Consider the following 18,809-nt stretch of genomic DNA (forward strand, 5'->3'; position numbering starts at 1 on the left):
TCATGCCTCGCTCTGTGCGCCGGACCGGGAGCGGGCCACGACCGAGGAGGCGGTGAAGTTGACCGCCAGGGTGAGCAGGAACAGCGCCAGGCCCGCCGCCATCAGCGCCGACATGCCGAAGGGGGAGGCGTCGCCGTAATGCAGGGCGATCAGCGACGAGACCGAGTTCGCCCCGGTCTGGAGGATGTGCGGCTGGATGACGAACACCGGCGAGATGATCAGATACACGGCGATGGTCTCGCCGAGCGCCCGGCCGAGGCCGAGCATCGTGCCGCCGATGATGCCGCCCCTGCCGTACGGCAGGACGACCGCGCGGATCATCCCCCAGCGGGTGGCGCCGAGCGCGTAGGCGCCCTCGCGCTCGCCGGCCGGGGCCTGGGCGAAGACCTCGCGCATCACCGAGCACTGGATCGGCGCGACCATCAGCGCGACGACGATCCCGGCGACGAAGGTGGAGGCGGTGTAGACGCTGTCGGAAGCGAGCGGCTCGCCCGGCTGGGCTCCGTCCACCGTGAACAGTGGTATCCAGCCGAGCCAGGTGGACAGCCAGCGCGACAGTCCGATCACGTGCTGCTGGAGGAAGAACAGTCCCCACAGCCCGTACACGACCGACGGTACGGCCGCCATCAGGTCCACCATCGTCACCAGCGTGTAGCGCAGCCTCCGCGGTGCCACGTCGGTGATGAACAGCGCGGTCCCGATGGCCAGCGGCACCGAGATCGTCACCGCGACGACGGCGATCAGCAGGGTGCCGGTGAGCACGGCCGCGATGCCGAACCGGTGGACGTCCGGCTGCCATTCGGTGGTGGTGAGGAAGGAGAACCCGGTGGCCTTGAGAGCCTGACCGGCTCTCAGCAGCAGGAAGAGGCCAACTCCCGCCATGACGGCGAGGACGACGACACCGCTGGCTGTCAGTTGGTACCGGAAGATCCGGTCACCGAGCCCACGAGCGGCGTACGGCCGCCGGGGCGCGGGTCTGTCGGAGTCCGATCTGTCGGACTCCGCATGTGCGGACGCCACGTGTGGTCCCCCCACTGCGTAAACGAAACAGGCGTGCGGCGACCGATTGGTGCCGTGCGGGGAGATTCAATGACCGGATCGTGTCGGTCCAACGCGCGATCTATGGATCGTTGACGAACAACATGTGTCCGTTCAGTGCAACCGGTGTGGAGGAGATTCGGAGTTCCTGTGTCCCGCCCGGACCGGGCCGCCGCCGCGAACTCAGTCGGGGAGCCTCTCGATCCTGGCCAGAAGGAGTTCGAGATCCCGCGTGGCACGGATACAGAAGTCCTGGTCCCCGTGCTTGAGGTCGGACAGGACACCCGGGTACCCCGGAGCGGCTCGGGAGAGTTCGTCCCGCACCCTGCGTGGCTGGAGGTACCAGTTCTCGGCCGAGACGTCCGCGACCCACCCGACGTTTCCCTCGAACGTCTCGACGGTCGGCGGGATCGCCAGGCGTACCCGGTCCTGCGGGTCGGCGTAGCGCCAGACGACCACGGGCGGACGGACGAGGGAATCCAGCGGATCCACCCCGGCCGAGATCCGGAACCACGCGATCGTTCCGTGGGCCCGCAGTGCCCGCAGCACCTCCGCCGAGCCGATCACGAGAACGGCCCGGCGAAACCCGCGGGCCCCGGCCCCAGCCCCGGATCGATCGACTTCATCAGTTTCATCAGTCTCATGTGGTGACTCGCCGGACGGCGCACGGCTTCCCTACGCCGATGTCACCGCCGACAACCGGTGTACGTCCCGTGCCGTCCCCGTCACCCCGGACAGGAAGCCCTGGGCGCGCGGGGAGGCGTTCTCCGTCAGCCAGGCCGGGTCGATGTCGCAGACGGCGACGCGGACCTCGGTGCCGGCCAGGGCCAGCGGCAGCGTGTGGACGACCGTGGAGGGGAAGCTGAGGATCGTGCGGCCGATGGGGCCGCGGCGGGCGATCAGTTCCAGGGGGAGATCGGGGCGGACGATCTCCAGGCCCGTCTCCGCGGCCAGCCGGTGGAGCTTTTCGGCGCTCTCGCGGCGGTGGGCGAAGTAGCGGGTGGCGCCGTGGGACCTGGCGAGGGTACGGACCGCCTGGAGATAGCGGTCCCCGTCGACGACACCCGTCTCGACGAGGGACGTGCCGACCAGGTCCGCGCCCTTGGTGAGGCGGGGCGGCCCGAAGCGGGCCCGGGTCCAGGAGAAGTCGTTGGCGGTGACGCGCACACCGATCGGGGTCTCGTCGATCGGCATCGAGGAGAACACCTCGACCGTACGGCGTTCACTGGGCGTCAGCCGGCGCCTGGCCAAGGAGGACACCGGGGCGAAGAGCAGGTCGCGCGGGCCCGGGCGGCCACCCTTGCGGTGCCAGCGGACCAGTCGTTCGCCACGGGCGAGCTGGGCGACGAACTCCATCGTCGCCGTGCCGTCGTCGACCACGACCAGGTCGGGGGCGCGGGTGATGGTCAGGAGGAGTTGCACATAGCGGGAGAACGGGTCTCCCATGACGATGCGGCGGGCCCTGCGCAGCAGCGGGGCGAGGCCTCCGATGGTGTGGAAGGGCGCCGTGGTGCCACCGCGCGCCTCCTCCCAGCGGACCGAGTGGCCTTCGTCGCGGGCCAGTTCGGCCATGCGGCGCAGTTGGCCACGGGTCATCGGGTCGTTGGGGGACAGGACGACGAGGGTGAGCCCCGCGCCGGGCGCCGTGCCGTTCTGGGCAGAGGTGTGCGCCCATTCCAGCACGTTCAGGAGCTGTACCGGACTCTCGACGAAGGCGAGAGTGTGGGGGCCGGTGGATCCGGCGCGGGGGCTCATCGACGTACGACCGTCCTGTCGTAAGGAGTTGTCGTAGGGAGGTGGGAGGTAACGCGTGGGGGGTTGTGGAGGTCAGGACCTCAGACCGTGACCGGCTCGCCCGCGGCCGCGGCGATCTCGGACTCGGCGACGACGCCCGTGACGCGGCGCAGCTTCTTCATGGGGCCGAGCTCGGACTCGTAGACCTTCTTGACGCCGTCGCCGAGGGAGGCCTCGATGGTGCGGATGTCGCGGACGAGGCGGGTGAGGCCCTGCGGCTCGACGGAGGCGGCCTGGTCGGAGCCCCACATCGCGCGGTCCAGGGTGATGTGACGCTCGACGAAGGTGGCGCCCAGGGCGACCGCGGCCAGCGTGGTCTGCAGGCCCGTCTCGTGGCCGGAGTAGCCGATCGGGACGTTCGGGTACTCGGCCTGGAGGGTGTTGATGACGCGGAGGTTGAGCTCCTCGGCCTTCGCCGGGTACGTGGACGTGGCGTGGCACAGGAGGATGTTGTCCGAGCCCAGCACCTCCACCGCGTGGCGGATCTGCTTCGGGGTCGACATGCCCGTGGAGAGGATGACCGTGCGGCCGGTGGCGCGCAGGGCGCGCAGCAGCTCGTCGTCGGTGAGGGACGCGGAGGCGACCTTGTGGGCGGGGACGTCGAACTTCTCGAGGAAGGCGACGGCCTCGGTGTCCCACGGGGAGGCGAACCAGTCGATGTTCTTGCTCTTGGCGTACTCGTCGATCTGGCGGTACTCGTCCTCACCGAACTCCACACGGTGGCGGTAGTCGATGTAGGTCATGCGGCCCCAGGGGGTGTCGCGCTCGATGTCCCACTGGTCGCGCGGGGTGCAGATCTCCGGGGTGCGCTTCTGGAACTTGACCGCGTCGCAGCCGGCCTCGGCGGCGGCGTCGATCAGCTTGAAGGCGTTCTCGAGCTCGCCGTTGTGGTTGATGCCGATCTCGCCGACGACGTAGACGGGGTGGCCGGGGCCGGCGGTCTTCGAACCGAACTGGCGCAGACGGGAGTTGGTGCTCATGGTGGAGAAGTTCCTTACTTGTCGAGGGAGTCGAGAGAAGGGCCGAGGATCCAGCTGGCGATCTCTCGGATCGCGCCGTCGCCGCCGGGGACGGTGGTGACCGCGCGTGCGGCGCCGCGCACGACGTCGTGGGCGCTCGCGACCGCCACGGGCCAGCCCACGAGGGCGAAGCACGGGAGGTCGTTGACGTCGTTGCCGACGTAGAGCACGCGCTCAGGCGCGATGCCCTGCTCCTCGCACCACTGCTTCAGTGCGAGGTCCTTGCGGTCGATGCCGTGCAGGACCGGAATCTTGAGCTTCCGGGCCCGGGCGGCGACCACCGGGTTCTGTTCCGAGGACAGGATCAGCATCTTCAGCCCGCTCTTGCGGAGGGCGGCGATACCGAGGCCGTCCCCGCGGTGCACGGAGACGAACTCCCGTCCGTCGGAGTCGATCAGCACCCTGTCGTCGGTCTGGGTGCCGTCGAAGTCGAGGACGACCGCGTCGATGTCTTCCGCGGTCGGGAGCGAACCGGGTCGGTTCGCGTCGAAGAGGGGGGCCAGCGCGCGGGCGCGGGCGAGGTCGTGCGGGTCGTCGATCTCCAGCACGCGGGCCGGGTCGGTGCGGACGAGCTCCGTGCGGCCGAAGAAGCGGTGCTGGTGCTCGCGCAGGCCCGCCGCGTCCATGGCGTAGGCCGCGCCGGTCTCCAGGAGGTCCTGGGGCCGGTCCTGGCGGCGGGGCCGGAAGGACTTGTCGTGGTTGACGCCGTTGCCGCCCTCGGTGGACTCCTCGGCGGCGTCGCGCCAGATGAAGCCGTGGAAGTTGGCCACCGTCAGCGCGGTGTCCGCGCCGTTCTCGGCGACCGCCCCGGCGACCCCGTCGATGTCCTCCCGCGTGATGAACGGGCTGGTGCACTGGACGAGCAGGACCACGTCGACCGGGGAGCCGTGCAGCGCCTCGTGGGCGTCCAGGGCGTGCAGGACGGCGGCCTCGGAGGTGGCGGTGTCACCGGCGATGGCGGCGGGGCGCAGTACGACCTCGGCGCCCGCCTCGCGGGCGGCGGCGGCGATCGCCTGGTCGTCGGTGGAGACCACGACGTCCGTGACGAGCCGCGTCGCCCGGCACTCGCGCACCGCGCGGGCCACCAGCGGCACTCCGCCGACCGGGAGGAGGTTCTTGGCGGGGACGCCCTTGGAGCCGCCGCGCGCGGGAATCACCGCGAGCACCCGGCGCACCGGCGCCGCGTGACCCGCTTCCGAGTTGGTCATGCGCTGTTCTCCTTGACGAGGGACACGGGGAAGGCTTGAGGGATCGGCGGAAGGGCTGAGGGATCGGTGGTGGTCACAGCTCCCCCATCCGCCGGATCACGGGGGCCACGCGCTGCACTCCGTGGCGGTAGGCGCCACGGGCCGCCCGGCGGACGATCTGCCGTACGGGGCTGGGCTCCTTGTCGGCCGCGGGGGCGCCGGGCAGCGGGCTGCCGTCCGGGGCGAGGTGGTGGCGGGCGAGGATCCCGGGGAGGTAGCCGGGGGCGGTGACGGGCGTGTAGTAGGGGGCGAGGGGCAGCAGTCCGGGGGCCGCCAGCAGGCCCGTGATCCGGGCGCGCGCCTCGTCGAAGGCCGTCTCGTACGAGCCGTCGGCGGCGACGCCCTGCCGAGCCACCCAGACCGGGTCGGGCGCCGGCTCGTACCCGGCGTCGAGCTGGTCCCAGGAGGCGAGGCAGCCGGAGCCCACGAAGTGGTGGTTGCCGAGCGCCTCGCGGACCCCGAGGTCGCTGAGGACGACGGTGGGGATGCGGCGGTGCAGGGACTCCAGGGCCGCCGTGGAGCTGATGGTGACCAGCAGGTCGGTGCGGTCGAGCACCTCGCCCATGTGTCCGTACACCAGCCGGAAGTTGGCGGGCAGGTCGGTCTTCTGCGCCAGCTTCTGGTAGGGCAGCTCCTCGATGTGCGTGGTGTGCTCGCCGGGCTTGGAGCGCAGCTTCAGCAGCACCTCGCGGTCCGGGTGGAGGCGGGCGTGCTGGATCAGCCGGTTCAGCAGGTACGTACGGTCCTTGCGGTTCTCCGGGACGGAGGGCTGGGCGGCGAAGACGACCGTGTACGGGTCGTGCTTCTCGTAGGCGGCGCCGCCCAGGAAGGGCAGTGCCACCTCCGTCACCGAGGAGGCGTCGGCGCCCACTCCCTCGTACACGGCCCGGAACCGTTCCGCGTCCTGCCGGGAGTTCGCGAGGACGAGGTCCGCGCCGTGCCGCAGCAGCAGGCCGTCGGCGAGCTTCTCGTAGACGACGCCGACATAGCCGGTGACGACCACGGGCCGCTTGCTGCGCCCCTCCCAGACATGGGCCAGGCCGTGCAGGATCGCCTGCACACCGCCGCCCACGAGGGCGATGACGAGGACGTCGTACGGCTCCCCCTCCATGGCGCGCAGGAATTCGACGGCGGTGACCTCGCGGAGGGAATCCGCGCGGACGCCGACTTCTTCGAGCTGGCGGGCGGTGGGGGTGGCTCGGCCGCGCAGGAGATAACCGTCGAGCAGAATGTCCGAATCAGCCGGTGAAATGCGATTCGCGGTGAGCGAACCCCATTTCCACCGGGTGTCGGAATCCGCGAGAACGGCGACCCGCAGGGACTTCCTGGTACTTGCTGGCACGTCCAAGACGCTAGGAAGCCATTCCGAGTTGCGGCCCAACCTGAATGCAACAAACGGTTAACAGCACATCGACGAATGGCGAATCAGGCCGTGATCGAGCCGGAAATCAGCTGGGTTCACTGCTTCGCCACGCGTCGTTCACCTGACATCTCACCAACGGTCAAGACGAATGCCGGGCTGCCGCCTAACGTCACGTGGGTGGTCAAGCTCTCCGTCATCGTGCCGTTCTACAACGTGCAGCAATATGCACCCGACACCTTGAAGAGCCTGCGTGCGAACGCACGTGAGGACTTCGAATTCGTTCTCGTGGACGACTGTTCACGAGACGAGACTCCGGACATTCTCGCGCGCGCGGAGCGCGAGCTCCCCGGCGCGGTGTATGTCAGACACGAGAAGAACGGAGGACTGGCGACCGCGCGCAACACGGGCATCGACGCGGCGCACGGCGAATACCTCACGTTCCTCGACGGGGACGACTGGCTCGCCCCCGGCTACTACGAACAACTTGTTGCCTCCATCGAACAGCTGGGCTGCGACTTCGTCCGTACGGACCATGTCCAGTGCACCGCGCGGGCCCGCACCATTCACAGGGTCCCGCACGGCCGGCGCGGAGTGGTACTGAACCCCCGCGACGCGATACTGCCCGCCGACCGCTCCACCTCCGTCGACTACGCCTACGCCTGGGCGGGCATCTACCACCGCCGGCTGGTCGACCGGGGGCTGCTGCACTTCACCGACGGCCTGCGGACGGCCGAGGACCGGCCCTGGATCTGGAAGCTGCACCGGGAGGCGGAATCCTTCGCCACGGTGGGGCTTCTCGGTGTTTTCTACCGGCGCGGTGTGGCCTCCTCTCTCACTCAGATCGGGGACGTGCGCCAGCTCGACTTCATTCGCGCGTTCGACCAGGTGGTGGCGGAAACCGCCGCCGACCGCGACGCCGAAAAACTCCTGCCCAAGGCCGTGCGCACCTATTGCGCGATTATTTCCCATCATCTGGGATCCATCGAAAGGTTCGAGCCGGCAGTGGCACGGAAACTGAAGTCGATGAGCGCCGTCGCTCTGCGGAACATGCCGCAGGACGTGCTCGACGACGCCCTCGACTCGATGGACGTGCAGCGCGCCACGCGGCTGCGCCGGCTGCGCCGCCGTCCGGCTTCCACCACGGGGGTGGCCGCGTGACCACCCAGATCTTCATGGCGTCCACGCTGTACGGCACGGCCACGCTCGCCGCGGCCCTGGACACCGACTGCTTCCGCCCCGCCGACCGGCGCATCCTGCTCGTCTCCAACAACGCGGCGACGCCCGAGACGACGCCCGGCCTCGACGAGATGCCCGGCTTCGAGCAGCTGCGCGGCCGCTTCGACGACGTGATCTCGTGGAACGAGACCATCTCCCCCTTCCACCCGGGCGGCTGGGCCCCGCGGCCCGACGACGTCCCCCTGTGGGAGCGGCATCTGCGGCTCGCCTGGAACCTCGGCGACGACGACATCGAGCTGGCCGTCGAGTCGATCCAGGTCAACCCGGCGCTCGGTATCTCGCAGATCTTCATGGGCGCGCCCGTCACCGTGTACGCGGACGGCCTGATGAGCTACGGCCCCACCCGCAACAAGATCGACCCGCTGGTCGGCACGCGCGTGACCCGCCTGCTCCACCTGGACCTCGTCCCCGGCCTCAAGCCCCTGCTCCTCACCGAGTTCGGCGTCGAGCCGGAGATCGTGCCGACGGACGCGTTCTCGAAGGTGCTCGCCGAGCTGGTCGACACCGGCGACGAGCTGCCCTTCGTCGACGAACCGGCCCTCCTGCTCGGCCAGTACCTCTCCGCGCTGGACATCCTCACCGCCGAGGAGGAGGAGAACCTCCACGTACGGATGCTGAAGGGCGCCCTCGCGCTCGGCCACACGCGCGTGGTGTTCAAGCCGCATCCCTCGGCCCCGGCCCGCTGGTCGCGCCTGCTGGAGAAGGAGGCCGAGAAGCTCGGCGCCGACCTCACCGTGCTCGACACCCCGGTCCTCGCCGAGGTGCTCTACCAGCGGATGCGCCCCGCCCTGGTGGTCGGCTGCTTCTCCACCGCGCTGCTCACCGCGTCGGCACTGTACGGCCTGCCGGTCGCCCGCGTCGGCACCGGCCCCCTCCTCGACCGTCTCACGCCGTACGAGAACAGCAACCGCGTCCCCGTCACGATCGTGGACGCGCTGCTGCCCGAACTGACGGACGAGTCGGCGGTCGACGAACAGCGCCGGAGCATGGACGTGGCGGAACTGACGGACCTCGTCCGGGCCGTCGGCTTCGCGATGCAGCCGAAGATCTACCCGGACCTGCGCCCGGCCGCCGAGGCCTACCTGACCAGGCATCTGAACCACCACACCCGGCGCTACTTCAAGCGCAAGCGCCTCACCTCGCTGGCGCTGCCCGGCGCGGTCCCGGCGCAGCTGGCGTTCATCCCGCGCAATGCCACCGTGCGCCGCGTGGCGCGCCGCGCCCGCTCGCTGAAGCGGGCCGTGGGTCGCTGATCCGGTGTCCTGGGCCGGGCCGTCGCGGGCCGGCCCGGGAACCCGAAACGACATACAGGTGAACACGCACGGACCGTCGGGCGAATCGTCGGCCGCACGACCAGGTAAACCTTATTAATCGGATTAGTGTGCTGTGGGTCCACTGAGTCCCGTTGAGGGGAAACCTGTGATCGACTCGCGCGAGGCCGTCCAAGTGGCCTCCACGGGCACCGTGGCCCGCACCGTCCTGCCGCCCACGGACGCACCGTCCCCCGCGAAACCGGCCAAGCCCCGGGAGACGCGGCTGCGCGCACTGGACGGACTGCGGCTGGTCGCCGCGCTGATGGTGGCCGCGTACCACTACGGCGGGCGCGACGGCGAGGTCGCGAAAGCCTGGGGCAGCTCGCCGCGCCACCAGTTCCCCGTGCTGCACGGGTACTTCGCGTACGGCTGCCTGGGCGTCCAGGTGTTCTTCGTGATCAGTGGTTTCGTCATCTGCATGAGCGGCTGGGGCCGCCCGCTGCGCTCCTTCTTCGCCTCCCGCGCCTCCCGGCTGCTGCCCGCGTACTGGGCCGCCATCATCCTGGTGACGGTGGTGTTCGCACTGCCGATGGTCGCGTTCAAGACGGTCTCGCCGAGCGACACCCTGGTCAACTTCACGATGCTGCAGTACCCGCTCGGCGTCGACCGGGTCCTGGGCGTGTGCTGGACGCTGTGGGCGGAGGTCCGCTTCTACGCCCTCTTCGCGCTGTGCATCGTCCTGCCCGGCGCGAACCGCCGCCGCGTGATCATGTTCTGCGCCGGCTGGACGCTGGCCTACGTCATCGCGCAGGGCGCCAAGATGCCGCTGCTGGACATCGTCCTGATGCCCGAGTACGCGCCGTACTTCATCGGCGGCGTCGGCCTCTACCTGGTGCACCGCGACCGCAAGGACGTGTACGCCTGGGGCATCGTGGCCGTGAGCTGGCTGATCGGCCAGCACTACGCGGTGCAGGGGCTGTGGCACGCCCCGCAGGCGAACGGCTTCTCCTACCGCACCACCTACGGCATCGTCCTCGTCGTCACCTTCGGCTACGTCGCGGTCGCCGCGATCGCCCTGGGCTGGCTGCGCTGGGCCAACTGGCGCTGGCTGACGGTCGCGGGCGCGCTGACGTACCCCTTCTACCTCGTCCACGAGCACCTGGGCTGGGTCGTCATCAAGGCCCTCCACCAGGGGCTGCACATCCCGTCGTACGCCACGTTCCTGCTGACGGCGGCGAGCATGCTGACCCTGGCCTGGCTGCTGAACCGGTACGTGGAGAACTGGCTGACGCCCAGACTGCGCACGGCGCTGGCGAAGCCCCGGCCGACCGTGGGGGCGTCCCGGCCGTAGGGCGCACCGCGGGTTCAGCCGATCCCGTACCGCGTTCCGATCCCCGCGATCACCAGGGCCAGCCCTTCTTCGAAGTGCCGGTCGTAGTCCTCGAACATCTCCGCGCCCGCCGCGGCCGACAGAGGGAAGTCGGCCATCCGGCGGGCGCGGTCGTCCACGTCGTAGCCCTCGCGGCGCTCCCCGGGGAGCGGCTGGACGCCCTGCTCCTCGGTGACGAACCCGAGGGTGTAGAGGTAGGCCGTCGTGGCCGCCCGGACCGCCTGGGCGAGGGTGAAGCCCGCGTCCGTGAGCAGGCGCAGGTTCTGTTCCATCTCGACCGCGTGCAGAGTGCCGGTGAAGCGTGAGCCGCTGAAGACCCTGGCACCGTCGCGGTAGCTCAGCAGCGCGGCGCGCAGTGCGCGGTTGGCCGCCAGGATCCGCTCCTGCCAGGTGGCGTCGGGGTCGACCGGCGCGGCCTCCGTCATCCGGCGGTACATCTCCGTCGCCATCTCGTCGAGCAGCGCCTGTTTGTCCTTGAAGTGCCAGTACAGGGCGGGTGCCTTGACGTCCAGCTCCTTGGCGATGGCGCGCAGGGTCAGGCCCTCCAGTCCCCCCTCGTTCAGGAGTTTCAGGGCGGTGTCCGCGACGCGCTTGCGGTCGAGCGGCGCTCGTCGTTCCGTACTCACACTTGACAACTTAACACCGTTAAGGCCACGCTCGGAAACGCCGGAACTTAACAACGTTAAGGAGAGTGTGGTCATGGCAGCACAGACAACGGCGCAGGGCGCGGGCCGAAACATGGGCTCGGACGTGGACGTGGACGTTCTGATCGTGGGGGCGGGCCCCGCCGGTCTCGCCCTCGGCGTCGACCTCGCCCGGCGCGGGGTGGACGCGCTCGTCGTGGAGCGGACCGACGGCCTGTTCCCGGGTTCGCGCGGCAAGGGCATCCAGCCGCGCACGATGGAGGTCTTCGAGGACCTCGGCGTACTCGACGCGATCCGCGCGGCCGGTGGCCCCTACCCGGTCGGGATGATCTGGCAGGACGGGGAGCCGCAGGGCGAGCACCGGATGTTCGACCCGGCCGAGGCGAGCGACGGTTCGCCGTACGCCGAGCCGTGGATGGTGCCGCAGTGGCGTACGCAGGAGATCCTCTTCGCGCGCCTCGTCGAACTGGGCGGAAGCGTCGCCTTCGGGCACGAACTGCTGACGATCACCCAGGAGCCGGACGGGGTGACGGCCCACTTCGCCGCCGGCGCCCCCGTCCGCGCGCGGTACCTCGTCGGCGCCGACGGCGGCCGCTCGACCGTGCGGCGCGGGCTCGGGATCGCCATGACCGGCGAGACGGTCGACCCGCATCCGGCGCTGGTGGCCGACGTCCGTATGACGGGCCTGGACCGTGACCACTGGCACGTGTTCCCGCCCCGGGGCGACGACGACGGCTTCCTGGCGATCTGCCCGCTCGCCGGCACCGAGGACTTCCAGCTCGCCGCCCGCTTCCCGGAGGGGACCGAACCCGATCTGACCCTGGAGGGCGTACGGAAGGTCGTCGCCACCCGCTCGCACCTCGCCCCCGAGGCCGTGACCGAGGTGCGCTGGGCCTCGGACTTCCGCCCGCGGGCGGCGCTGGCGGACCGCTTCCGCGCGGGGCGGGTCTTCCTCGCCGGGGACGCGGCACACATCCACTCCCCGGCCGGCGGCCAGGGGCTCAACACCAGCGTCCAGGACGCCTACAACCTGGGCTGGAAACTGGGCGCGGTACTGGGCGACGGCGCCCCCGAGGCGCTCCTCGACTCCTACGAGGAGGAACGGCGGCCCGTCGCCGCGCGCATGCTCGGCCTGTCCACGGCCGTCCACCGCGGCGAGGCCCGGCGCAGCACGCAGACGACGGGCCAACTCGGCCTGGGCTACCGGGACTCGTCACTCTCGACGGACCTGCGCGAGGGCCTCCCGGAGGACGCCCTGCGGGCGGGCGACCGCGCTCCGGACGGCCCTCTCCCCGACGGTACCCGGCTCTTCGACGCCTTCCGCGGCCCCCACTGGACCCTGCTCGCGGCCGGCCCGGAAACCCGGGTGCCCGCACTCCCCGTCCGCACGGTCGGCATCCCCGCGCACGAGTCGTACGGCACCGGCCTCTTCCTGATCCGCCCCGACGGTTACGTGGGATGGACGGGCGACACGGCTTCGGGGCTGCGGGAGTACGCGACGCGCCTGGGTGTCCTGGGCCAGGACCTGGCCGAGGAGTTGGCCGAGGACCTGTCCTAGGCGCTGGCCAGGGTGAGCTTCACGGCGAAGCCCAAAAACAGGGCGCCCGCCGCGGTCGTGGCCCCCGCCGAGAGCCGCTTGCGGCGCCGGAAGGCCGCCGCCAGCTTCGTCCCGCTGAAGATCAGCGCGGTGAGGTACAGGAAGCTGGCGAGCTGGGCGAAGGCGCCGAGGACGACGAAGGAAAGGGCCGGGTAGGCGTAGCCCGGGTCCACGAACTGCACGAAGAAGGCGACGAAGAACAGGATCGCCTTCGGGTTGAACAGGCTGATCACCAGCGCCCGCCGGAAGGGCCGCTCCTCGGCGGCCGGCGCGGCGGTGGCCTCGCTCTCCTCGGCGCGCTCGTGCCGGGTGCGCCACATGCTCCACGCGGCGCGCAGCATCCCGATCGCCAGCCATGTCAGATATCCGGCCCCGGCGTACTTCACGATCCCGAACAGCACGGCGTTGGCCTGCAACAGCGAGGCGACTCCGGCCGCGGACAGGGTCATGAGCACGGTGTCCCCGCACCAGACACCCGCGGCGGCCGTGTATCCCGTGCGTACGCCCTTGCGGGCGGCGACGGACAGCACGTACAGCGAGTTCGGACCGGGAAGCAGAACGATCAGCACGAGTCCCGCGAGATAGGTCGGGAGGTCGATAACACCAAGCATGAGGTGGAGTGTCGCACGAGAGTACGACAACGGACCCAACGGGTGCCGAGGGTCAATCCCCGTCCAGGAGGGTGTCGACGGAGAGGTCGAGCGTGACACCGACGAACTCGGGCACGGGGACCGTCTGCCCGCGCCTGAAGCGCTGGGGCGCGGGGTATCTCCCGTCGACCGGGTTCTGGTGGAGCAGCACCTCGTCGTGCCGGCGGTCGACCACGACGTAGACGGGAATTCCCGCCTCGGCGTAGCAGGCGACCTTGAGGCCGAGGTCGTCGGACCAGTTGCAGGCGGTCACCTCCAGGACCATCCGGAAGGCGCGGGGCGCATAGCAGTTGATCTGGACGTGCGTGCTCAGGAAGTCCTCCTCGACGATCGAGAGGTCGGGAACGGCGAAGTCCTCCGGCCCTGTGGGCAGCCACAGCCCGATGCCCAGCAGGCACGTGAGCCCTGCCTGCTCCAGTCCGGCGTCAAAGAACTTCGTGATGAGGCGCGTCAACGTCTGCTGATGCGGACCGTCGGCCCACGGCGTGGCGGTGAGCCTCCCGTAGAGGATCTCCCCCGGTACCCCTCCAGCTCACGGGTGAGCCAGGCCTCGGCCTCGATGACAGTCGTGCGCCGCCGTGATGACACCGCCACCCCAACTCCTCTCCGGATACCCCCGTTCACAGAGCGTATCCGGAACGGCACCCTCAGAACGCATCCGTCGGCACATACGTCCCCCAAACCCCCCGCAGCGCGTTGCACACCTCGCCCACCGTCGCGCGGGCGCGCAGGGCGTCCTTCATGGGGTAGAGGACGTTGTCCGTGCCCTCGGCCGCCTTCCTGAGGTCGGCGAGGGCCGCGTCCACCGCCGACTGGTCACGCTCGGCACGGAGCTTGGTGAGGCGTTCGGCCTGCTGGGCCTCGATGGCCGGGTCGACGCGGAGGGGCTCGTACGGCTCCTCCGCGTCGAGCTGGAAGCGGTTGACGCCGACCACGACCCGCTCACCCGAGTCGGTCTCCTGCGCGATCCGGTAGGCGCTGCGCTCGATCTCGCCCTTCTGGAAGCCGTGCTCGATCGCGGACACCGCGCCGCCCAGTTCCTCGACCCTCGCCATCAGTTCGACCGTGGCCGCCTCGACGTCGTCGGTCATCTTCTCGATGACGTAACTGCCGGCGAAGGGGTCGACCGTCGCCGTCACGTCCGTCTCGTACGCCAGGACCTGCTGCGTCCGCAGCGCCAGGCGCGCGCTCTTGTCCGTGGGGAGCGCGATCGCCTCGTCGAAGGAGTTGGTGTGGAGCGACTGCGTGCCGCCGAGGACCGCGCCCAGGCCCTGGACCGCGACGCGCACCAGGTTCACCTCCGGCTGCTGGGCGGTCAGCTGGACCCCGGCGGTCTGGGTGTGGAAGCGCAGCATCAGCGACTTCGGGTTCTTCGCGCCGAACTCATCCCGCATCACCCGCGCCCAGATGCGCCTGGCGGCGCGGAACTTCGCGACCTCCTCCAGGATCGTCGTACGGGCGACGAAGAAGAAGGACAGGCGGGGGGCGAAGTCGTCGACGTCCATGCCGGCGGCCACGGCCGTGCGGACGTACTCGATGCCGTCGGCGAGGGTGAACGCGATCTCCTGCGCGGGCGAGGCACCGGCCTCGGCCATGTGGTAGCCGGAGATCGAGATCGTGTTCCACTTCGGGATCTCGGCCTTGCAGTACTTGAAGATGTCCGCGATCAGCCGCAGGGAGGGCTTGGGCGGGAAGATGTACGTGCCGCGCGCGATGTACTCCTTGAGCACGTCGTTCTGGATCGTGCCCGTCAGCTGATCGGCCGGGACGCCCTGCTCCTCCCCCACCAGTTGGTACATGAGCAGGAGCAGCGCCGCGGGCGCGTTGATCGTCATCGACGTGGACACCTTGTCCAGCGGGATGCCGCCGAACAGGATCCGCATGTCCTCCACCGAGTCGATGGCCACCCCGACCTTGCCGACCTCGCCGTGCGCGATCGGCGCGTCCGAGTCGTGGCCCATCTGGGTGGGCAGGTCGAAGGCGACCGACAGGCCCATCGTCCCGTTCGCGATCAGCTGCTTGTAGCGCGCGTTCGACTCCACGGCCGTGCCGAAGCCCGCGTACTGGCGCATCGTCCACGGGCGGCCCGTGTACATCGACGGGTAGACACCGCGGGTGAAGGGGTACGCGCCCGGCTCGCCCAGCTTCTCGGCCGGATCCCAGCCCTCCAGAACCTCGGGTCCGTAGAGGGGTTCGATGGGCAGTCCGGACTCCGACTCGCGCGCCATTGCTGTGCCTCCCGCTGAAGTTACTTACTGGTAGGTCCGACCCTCGCCACGGACTGTAGCGGCGGCCCTGCGCGGGATGGAGAGGACCGCGCTGGGACCTTGCTCACAGGCTTCATCGCTCTCAGGATTCATTGCTCACACGCTTCATTCCCCAGGATCGCGCGTCGTTCGCAACCGGGCGCGCCTGGGGAGCATCTCAGGGGACACGACGACGCACCGGGGGTTGGAATGCGTACGACTGGTATGGGGAGATCGCTGGCCGCCCTCGTGGCGCTCGTCGCGGTGAGCGGCTGTACGGCCCAGGCCGTGGACGCGCACGGGAGCACGCACGGGAGCACGCAGGGAAAGACGCCGGGCAGCACGCGGGGCGACACACCGCCGTCCGCCTCGAAGACGGACCGTTCGGCCACGCCCGGGGACGACAAGGCGGGCGGCACGACGCCGTCCGCCGCCCCCAAGGTCCTCTGGTCCCGCGGCGACAAGGGGAACGACGTCCGTGAGGTCCAGGCCCGGCTGCACCAGCTCGCCTGGCTCATCCCGGCGCCGACGGGGACGTACGACACCCCGACGGTCACCGCGGTGAAGGGGTTCCAGGGCAAGCGCGGGCTGCCGCGGACCGGCGAACTGGACGCCGTCACCTGGGAGCGGCTGCGGGGGATGACGCACAAGCCGGCCTCGTGGGAGTTGTACCCGTACGGCGGGCAGCCCGCCGCGCGGCCCGACCCGCGCTGTATGACGGGCCGGGTGCTGTGCGTGAGCAAGACGAGCCGCACCCTGCGCTGGATGATCGACGGCAAGACGGTCTCGGAGATGGACGTGCGGTTCGGCTCGCAGTACACGCCGACCCGCGAAGGGGTCTTCAGCGTCTACTTCAAATCGCGCTACCACGTGTCGACGATCTACCACACGTCCATGCCGTACGCGATGTTCTTCAGCGGCGGCCAGGCGGTCCACTACTCCCCCGACTTCGCGGCCCGCGGCTACTACGGCGCCTCGCACGGCTGCGTCAACGTACGGGACGAGGGGAAGATCGCGGCGCTGTTCGCGCAGGTCCGAGACGGGGACAAGGTCGTCGTCTACTGGTGACGGCCGGCCCGGAGGGCGGAGGGAGTGATGGGGCGCGGGCGGGACCGGGGGAACGTGTCCCGCCCGCGCCGATGTGCACCAGGCCTGGGTACGGGGGGAACCCCGGCTCGGTGCGACGGCCGATGACCAGTCGGCTCACCCAGTACTGCGTCGGCGCGGCCGAAAACGTCACACCCGGGCGGAAGAAAATTCCGAGGAAGTGAGAAACCGCAGGTCAGAGAGCAGATGACAGGGTGCGCCGGAGTCCGGGTGGCTGAGAACATACCCGGACCGGATGGCCGAAAGCCTGCTCGGAAGGTCGGCAGCAGTGGCTGCCCGGGAGGTCAGCAGCAGCAGCGGCCGCTCAGGACGTCGGCAGCAGCGGCCGCTCAGGACGTCGGTGTCGGCAGCAGCGGCTCGACGACCGGGCGCGGCGACGGGGCGAGGATCCCGTTGTGGCCGTGGTGGCCCCCCGTGCCGCCGGAGCCCGTGTGGCCGTCGCCGTCGCCGCCGTTGTCCCCGCCACCGGAGCCGCTGCCCGAGCCGTCACCGGAACCGCCCCCGGCCCCCTGGTCGGAGCCGGAGTCCGAGCCCTGGTCGCCGCGGTCCTCGCCCGAGTCGGCGCCCGTCCGTCCCAGGACGCCCTTGCAGTACTTCGTCACGCGCCGGCCGCCGCCCGCGGCGTCCACCAGGACACGTCTGCGGCCGGACTCCAGGGTCTTGCCGCCCAGCACGTCGCGGCAGTACGAGCGCGTCTTGGCCCACCACTCGCGGGCGCGGGCCGACCGCCCCGCGTCGGAGGAGTCGGGCTGTCCGCTCGGCGCGCCGGGCCCCTGGGCCTCGTCGCCGCCGGAGCCGGCACCGGCCGGCGCGCTCGTGGTGGCGCCCGGGACCGGCGTCTTGGCACCGTCGGCCTTCGACGCTCCCGGCGACGGCGAGAGGAACGGCTGCCGCGGTGTCTGTGCCGCGGAAATCGTCGCGGCCGGGTGTGGCGAATCGTCACGGAACGGAGTCGGCAGCACTCCGGTTCCGGCCGCGACGGCGACCCCGCCGATCATCCCCGCGGCCAGCGCGGCGACGATCCCGAGGCGCACCGGACGGCCCCAACGGGGCCCCCGCGGGGCCGGGGCCGGACGGCCCAGCCGGACGAGACCCGCGTCGCCGGAGTGGGCCGCGGCCCCCGGGCGGACCCGGCGGCCGAGCAGGGAGACCTCGCCGTTCCGGCTCGCGCGCGCCTGCTGGAACGCGGCCAACGCGGCAGCCTCGCCGGGGAGTTCGGCACTGGTCGGCGCGGGTTCGGGGGCCAGCGCGCCGAGCACGTCGGCGAGCCGCTTGGCCCGGCCCTGGGTGTCGGCGTCGACGGCTTCCAGCGGCTCACCACGCAGCAGACGCTCCGCGGCGTCACGGTCCAGCCACTTGTCCTGCTCGTCGGCCATCACATGTCCTTCTGCGTCCGCGAACGCGTATGCGTCACACCCGCGGACGTCACCGCGCGTGTGCGCGACTCTCTTCGTGACTCTCTTTGCGGTGGGACGGCACCGAGGCCGCCGGCGGATTCCGGATCCGCGCCGAGCAGCTCCGCGAGCCGCTTGAGACCGCGGTGCGCCGCGGTGCGGACGGCTCCGGGGCGCTTGCCGAGGGTCTCGGCCGCGGTCTTGGCGTCGAGGCCGACGACCACGCGCAGCACGACGGCCTCCGCCTGGTCCTGGGGGAGTTGGGCGATCAGCGAGAGGGTGCTGTCGGTGGCCAGCGCCTCCATCGCCTCGCCCGCGGTGTCGGAATCCCCGGCCTTCGTGGTCAGTTCCGTCTCGTCACCGCCGATCGCGGGGCGGCGCCCGCGCATGCGTATGTGGTCGAGGGCGCGGTTGCGGGCGATCCGGGCGGCCCAGCCACGGAAGCGGTCCGCGTCACCGCTGAACCTCTCCAGGTCACGGGCGATCTGCAGCCAGGCCTCGGACGTGACGTCCTCCGCGTCCGGGTCGCCGACCAGCGTCCGTACGTATCCGAGCAACCGTGGGTGCACCGAGCGGTACACAGTCCGGAACGCGGTCTCGTCCCCGTCCTGTGCAGCAAGCACCGCGGCGGTCAGCTCCGCGTCGTCCCCCAGCACCCCGCGCGCCCCTCTTTGCGCCTAATCCGGCGCCGCTCTCGCGGACCGGGTTGCTCGCCGTTGTGGTTCCTCAATTGGTGGTTGCGGTCGTAGGCCCCTCGTGGGTGCGGTTGTCCGTCCTCCGCACCCCGGCGCGAATGGCACGTTACGGCCTGAAACCGCTCCCCGTCCATGT

17 protein-coding genes are annotated in these 18,809 nt (G+C 70.6%); 5 read left to right on the forward strand and 12 right to left on the reverse strand.

Annotated elements, in window-relative coordinates; genetic code table 11:
• From pstC to AQJ27_RS12740, 6 genes are all read right to left on the reverse strand, one after another.
• Window positions 1–1,020: a phosphate ABC transporter permease subunit PstC gene (gene pstC, locus AQJ27_RS12715; RefSeq protein WP_067366619.1), complete on the reverse strand. Its 1,020-nt coding sequence runs from the start codon at window positions 1,018–1,020 to the stop codon at window positions 1–3.
• A 201-nt stretch (window positions 1,021–1,221) separates the two neighbouring features.
• Window positions 1,222–1,605, reverse strand: coding sequence for a hypothetical protein (locus tag AQJ27_RS12720; RefSeq protein ID WP_067366622.1), 384 nt, complete (start codon window positions 1,603–1,605; stop codon window positions 1,222–1,224).
• 108 nt (window positions 1,606–1,713) lie between these two features.
• Entirely contained in the window at window positions 1,714–2,793 is a 1,080-nt protein-coding gene (locus AQJ27_RS12725; RefSeq protein ID WP_067366625.1) for a hypothetical protein, read from the reverse strand.
• A gap of 80 nt (window positions 2,794–2,873) precedes the next feature.
• A complete protein-coding gene (locus tag AQJ27_RS12730) occupies window positions 2,874–3,812 on the reverse strand; it encodes an N-acetylneuraminate synthase family protein (RefSeq protein ID WP_067366628.1) in 939 nt (312 codons plus the stop codon).
• A gap of 14 nt (window positions 3,813–3,826) precedes the next feature.
• Window positions 3,827–5,059, reverse strand: coding sequence for an N-acylneuraminate cytidylyltransferase (locus AQJ27_RS12735; protein ID WP_067366631.1), 1,233 nt, complete (start codon window positions 5,057–5,059; stop codon window positions 3,827–3,829).
• Window positions 5,060–5,132: 73 nt separating this feature from the next.
• Window positions 5,133–6,440: a DUF6716 putative glycosyltransferase gene (locus tag AQJ27_RS12740; RefSeq protein ID WP_067367787.1), complete on the reverse strand. Its 1,308-nt coding sequence runs from the start codon at window positions 6,438–6,440 to the stop codon at window positions 5,133–5,135.
• Window positions 6,441–6,638: 198 nt separating this feature from the next.
• Between AQJ27_RS12740 and AQJ27_RS12745 the strand changes: the two genes are divergently transcribed.
• The 3 genes from AQJ27_RS12745 (at window position 6,639) to AQJ27_RS12755 (ending at window position 10,301) form a co-directional block, all read left to right on the forward strand.
• Window positions 6,639–7,619 (forward strand): glycosyltransferase family 2 protein, encoded by a 981-nt coding sequence (locus AQJ27_RS12745; protein WP_054233676.1) that lies wholly within the window; start codon window positions 6,639–6,641, stop codon window positions 7,617–7,619.
• Window positions 7,616–8,950 (forward strand): alpha-2,8-polysialyltransferase family protein, encoded by a 1,335-nt coding sequence (locus tag AQJ27_RS12750; protein WP_067366635.1) that lies wholly within the window; start codon window positions 7,616–7,618, stop codon window positions 8,948–8,950. Before AQJ27_RS12745 ends, AQJ27_RS12750 begins: the two co-directional genes overlap by 4 nt.
• A gap of 166 nt (window positions 8,951–9,116) precedes the next feature.
• Window positions 9,117–10,301, forward strand: a complete 1,185-nt coding sequence (locus AQJ27_RS12755) for an acyltransferase family protein (RefSeq protein ID WP_079064940.1) — start codon at window positions 9,117–9,119, stop codon at window positions 10,299–10,301.
• Window positions 10,302–10,315: 14 nt separating this feature from the next.
• On the opposite strand, the gene AQJ27_RS12760 is transcribed toward AQJ27_RS12755, so the two are convergent.
• Window positions 10,316–10,966 (reverse strand): TetR/AcrR family transcriptional regulator C-terminal domain-containing protein, encoded by a 651-nt coding sequence (locus AQJ27_RS12760; RefSeq protein WP_067366638.1) that lies wholly within the window; start codon window positions 10,964–10,966, stop codon window positions 10,316–10,318.
• A 73-nt stretch (window positions 10,967–11,039) separates the two neighbouring features.
• Between AQJ27_RS12760 and AQJ27_RS12765 the strand changes: the two genes are divergently transcribed.
• Window positions 11,040–12,542 (forward strand): FAD-dependent oxidoreductase, encoded by a 1,503-nt coding sequence (locus AQJ27_RS12765; RefSeq protein WP_235613761.1) that lies wholly within the window; start codon window positions 11,040–11,042, stop codon window positions 12,540–12,542.
• On the opposite strand, the gene leuE is transcribed toward AQJ27_RS12765, so the two are convergent.
• The 3 genes from leuE to AQJ27_RS12780 form a co-directional block, all read right to left on the reverse strand.
• Entirely contained in the window at window positions 12,539–13,192 is a 654-nt protein-coding gene (leuE, locus tag AQJ27_RS12770; protein WP_067366640.1) for a leucine efflux protein LeuE, read from the reverse strand. The two genes, AQJ27_RS12765 and leuE, sit on opposite strands and share 4 nt — an antisense overlap.
• Before the next feature lie 52 nt (window positions 13,193–13,244).
• Complete coding sequence (locus AQJ27_RS12775; protein ID WP_235613762.1) at window positions 13,245–13,685, reverse strand: Uma2 family endonuclease; 441 nt, start codon at window positions 13,683–13,685, stop codon at window positions 13,245–13,247.
• Window positions 13,686–13,878: 193 nt separating this feature from the next.
• Window positions 13,879–15,459: an acyl-CoA mutase large subunit family protein gene (locus AQJ27_RS12780; protein WP_067366643.1), complete on the reverse strand. Its 1,581-nt coding sequence runs from the start codon at window positions 15,457–15,459 to the stop codon at window positions 13,879–13,881.
• Between the two features lie 228 nt (window positions 15,460–15,687).
• On the opposite strand from AQJ27_RS12780, the gene AQJ27_RS12785 reads away from it, so the two are divergent.
• Complete coding sequence (locus AQJ27_RS12785) at window positions 15,688–16,545, forward strand: L,D-transpeptidase family protein (protein ID WP_201264426.1); 858 nt, start codon at window positions 15,688–15,690, stop codon at window positions 16,543–16,545.
• 368 nt (window positions 16,546–16,913) lie between these two features.
• Here AQJ27_RS12785 and AQJ27_RS12790 read toward each other — a convergent pair whose 3' ends face one another.
• Both AQJ27_RS12790 and AQJ27_RS12795 read right to left on the reverse strand, forming a co-directional pair.
• Window positions 16,914–17,960 (reverse strand): hypothetical protein, encoded by a 1,047-nt coding sequence (locus AQJ27_RS12790; RefSeq protein WP_067366646.1) that lies wholly within the window; start codon window positions 17,958–17,960, stop codon window positions 16,914–16,916.
• The gene (locus tag AQJ27_RS12795) at window positions 17,960–18,634 is read right to left on the reverse strand and encodes an RNA polymerase sigma factor (protein ID WP_067366648.1); all 675 of its coding nucleotides are present in this window, start codon (window positions 18,632–18,634) and stop codon (window positions 17,960–17,962) included. The genes AQJ27_RS12790 and AQJ27_RS12795 overlap by 1 nt, the downstream gene beginning before the upstream one ends.
• Between the last annotated feature and the right edge of the window lie 175 nt (window positions 18,635–18,809).

Source organism: Streptomyces olivochromogenes, from assembly GCF_001514115.1.
Taxonomy (GTDB): domain Bacteria; phylum Actinomycetota; class Actinomycetes; order Streptomycetales; family Streptomycetaceae; genus Streptomyces; species Streptomyces olivochromogenes.

What these genes read in the sequence shown, in the direction of transcription:
- AQJ27_RS12725 (WP_067366625.1), bottom strand. Translation starts at nt 2,793, where the DNA reads ATGAGCCCCCGCGCCGGATCCACCGGCCCCCACACTCTCGCCTTCGTC.
- AQJ27_RS12730 (WP_067366628.1), bottom strand. Translation starts at nt 3,812, where the DNA reads ATGAGCACCAACTCCCGTCTGCGCCAGTTCGGTTCGAAGACCGCCGGC.
- AQJ27_RS12735 (WP_067366631.1), bottom strand. Translation starts at nt 5,059, where the DNA reads ATGACCAACTCGGAAGCGGGTCACGCGGCGCCGGTGCGCCGGGTGCTC.
- AQJ27_RS12765 (WP_235613761.1), top strand. Translation starts at nt 11,040, where the DNA reads ATGGCAGCACAGACAACGGCGCAGGGCGCGGGCCGAAACATGGGCTCG.
- leuE (WP_067366640.1), bottom strand. Translation starts at nt 13,192, where the DNA reads ATGCTTGGTGTTATCGACCTCCCGACCTATCTCGCGGGACTCGTGCTG.
- AQJ27_RS12780 (WP_067366643.1), bottom strand. Translation starts at nt 15,459, where the DNA reads ATGGCGCGCGAGTCGGAGTCCGGACTGCCCATCGAACCCCTCTACGGA.
- AQJ27_RS12785 (WP_201264426.1), top strand. Translation starts at nt 15,688, where the DNA reads ATGCGTACGACTGGTATGGGGAGATCGCTGGCCGCCCTCGTGGCGCTC.
- AQJ27_RS12790 (WP_067366646.1), bottom strand. Translation starts at nt 17,960, where the DNA reads ATGGCCGACGAGCAGGACAAGTGGCTGGACCGTGACGCCGCGGAGCGT.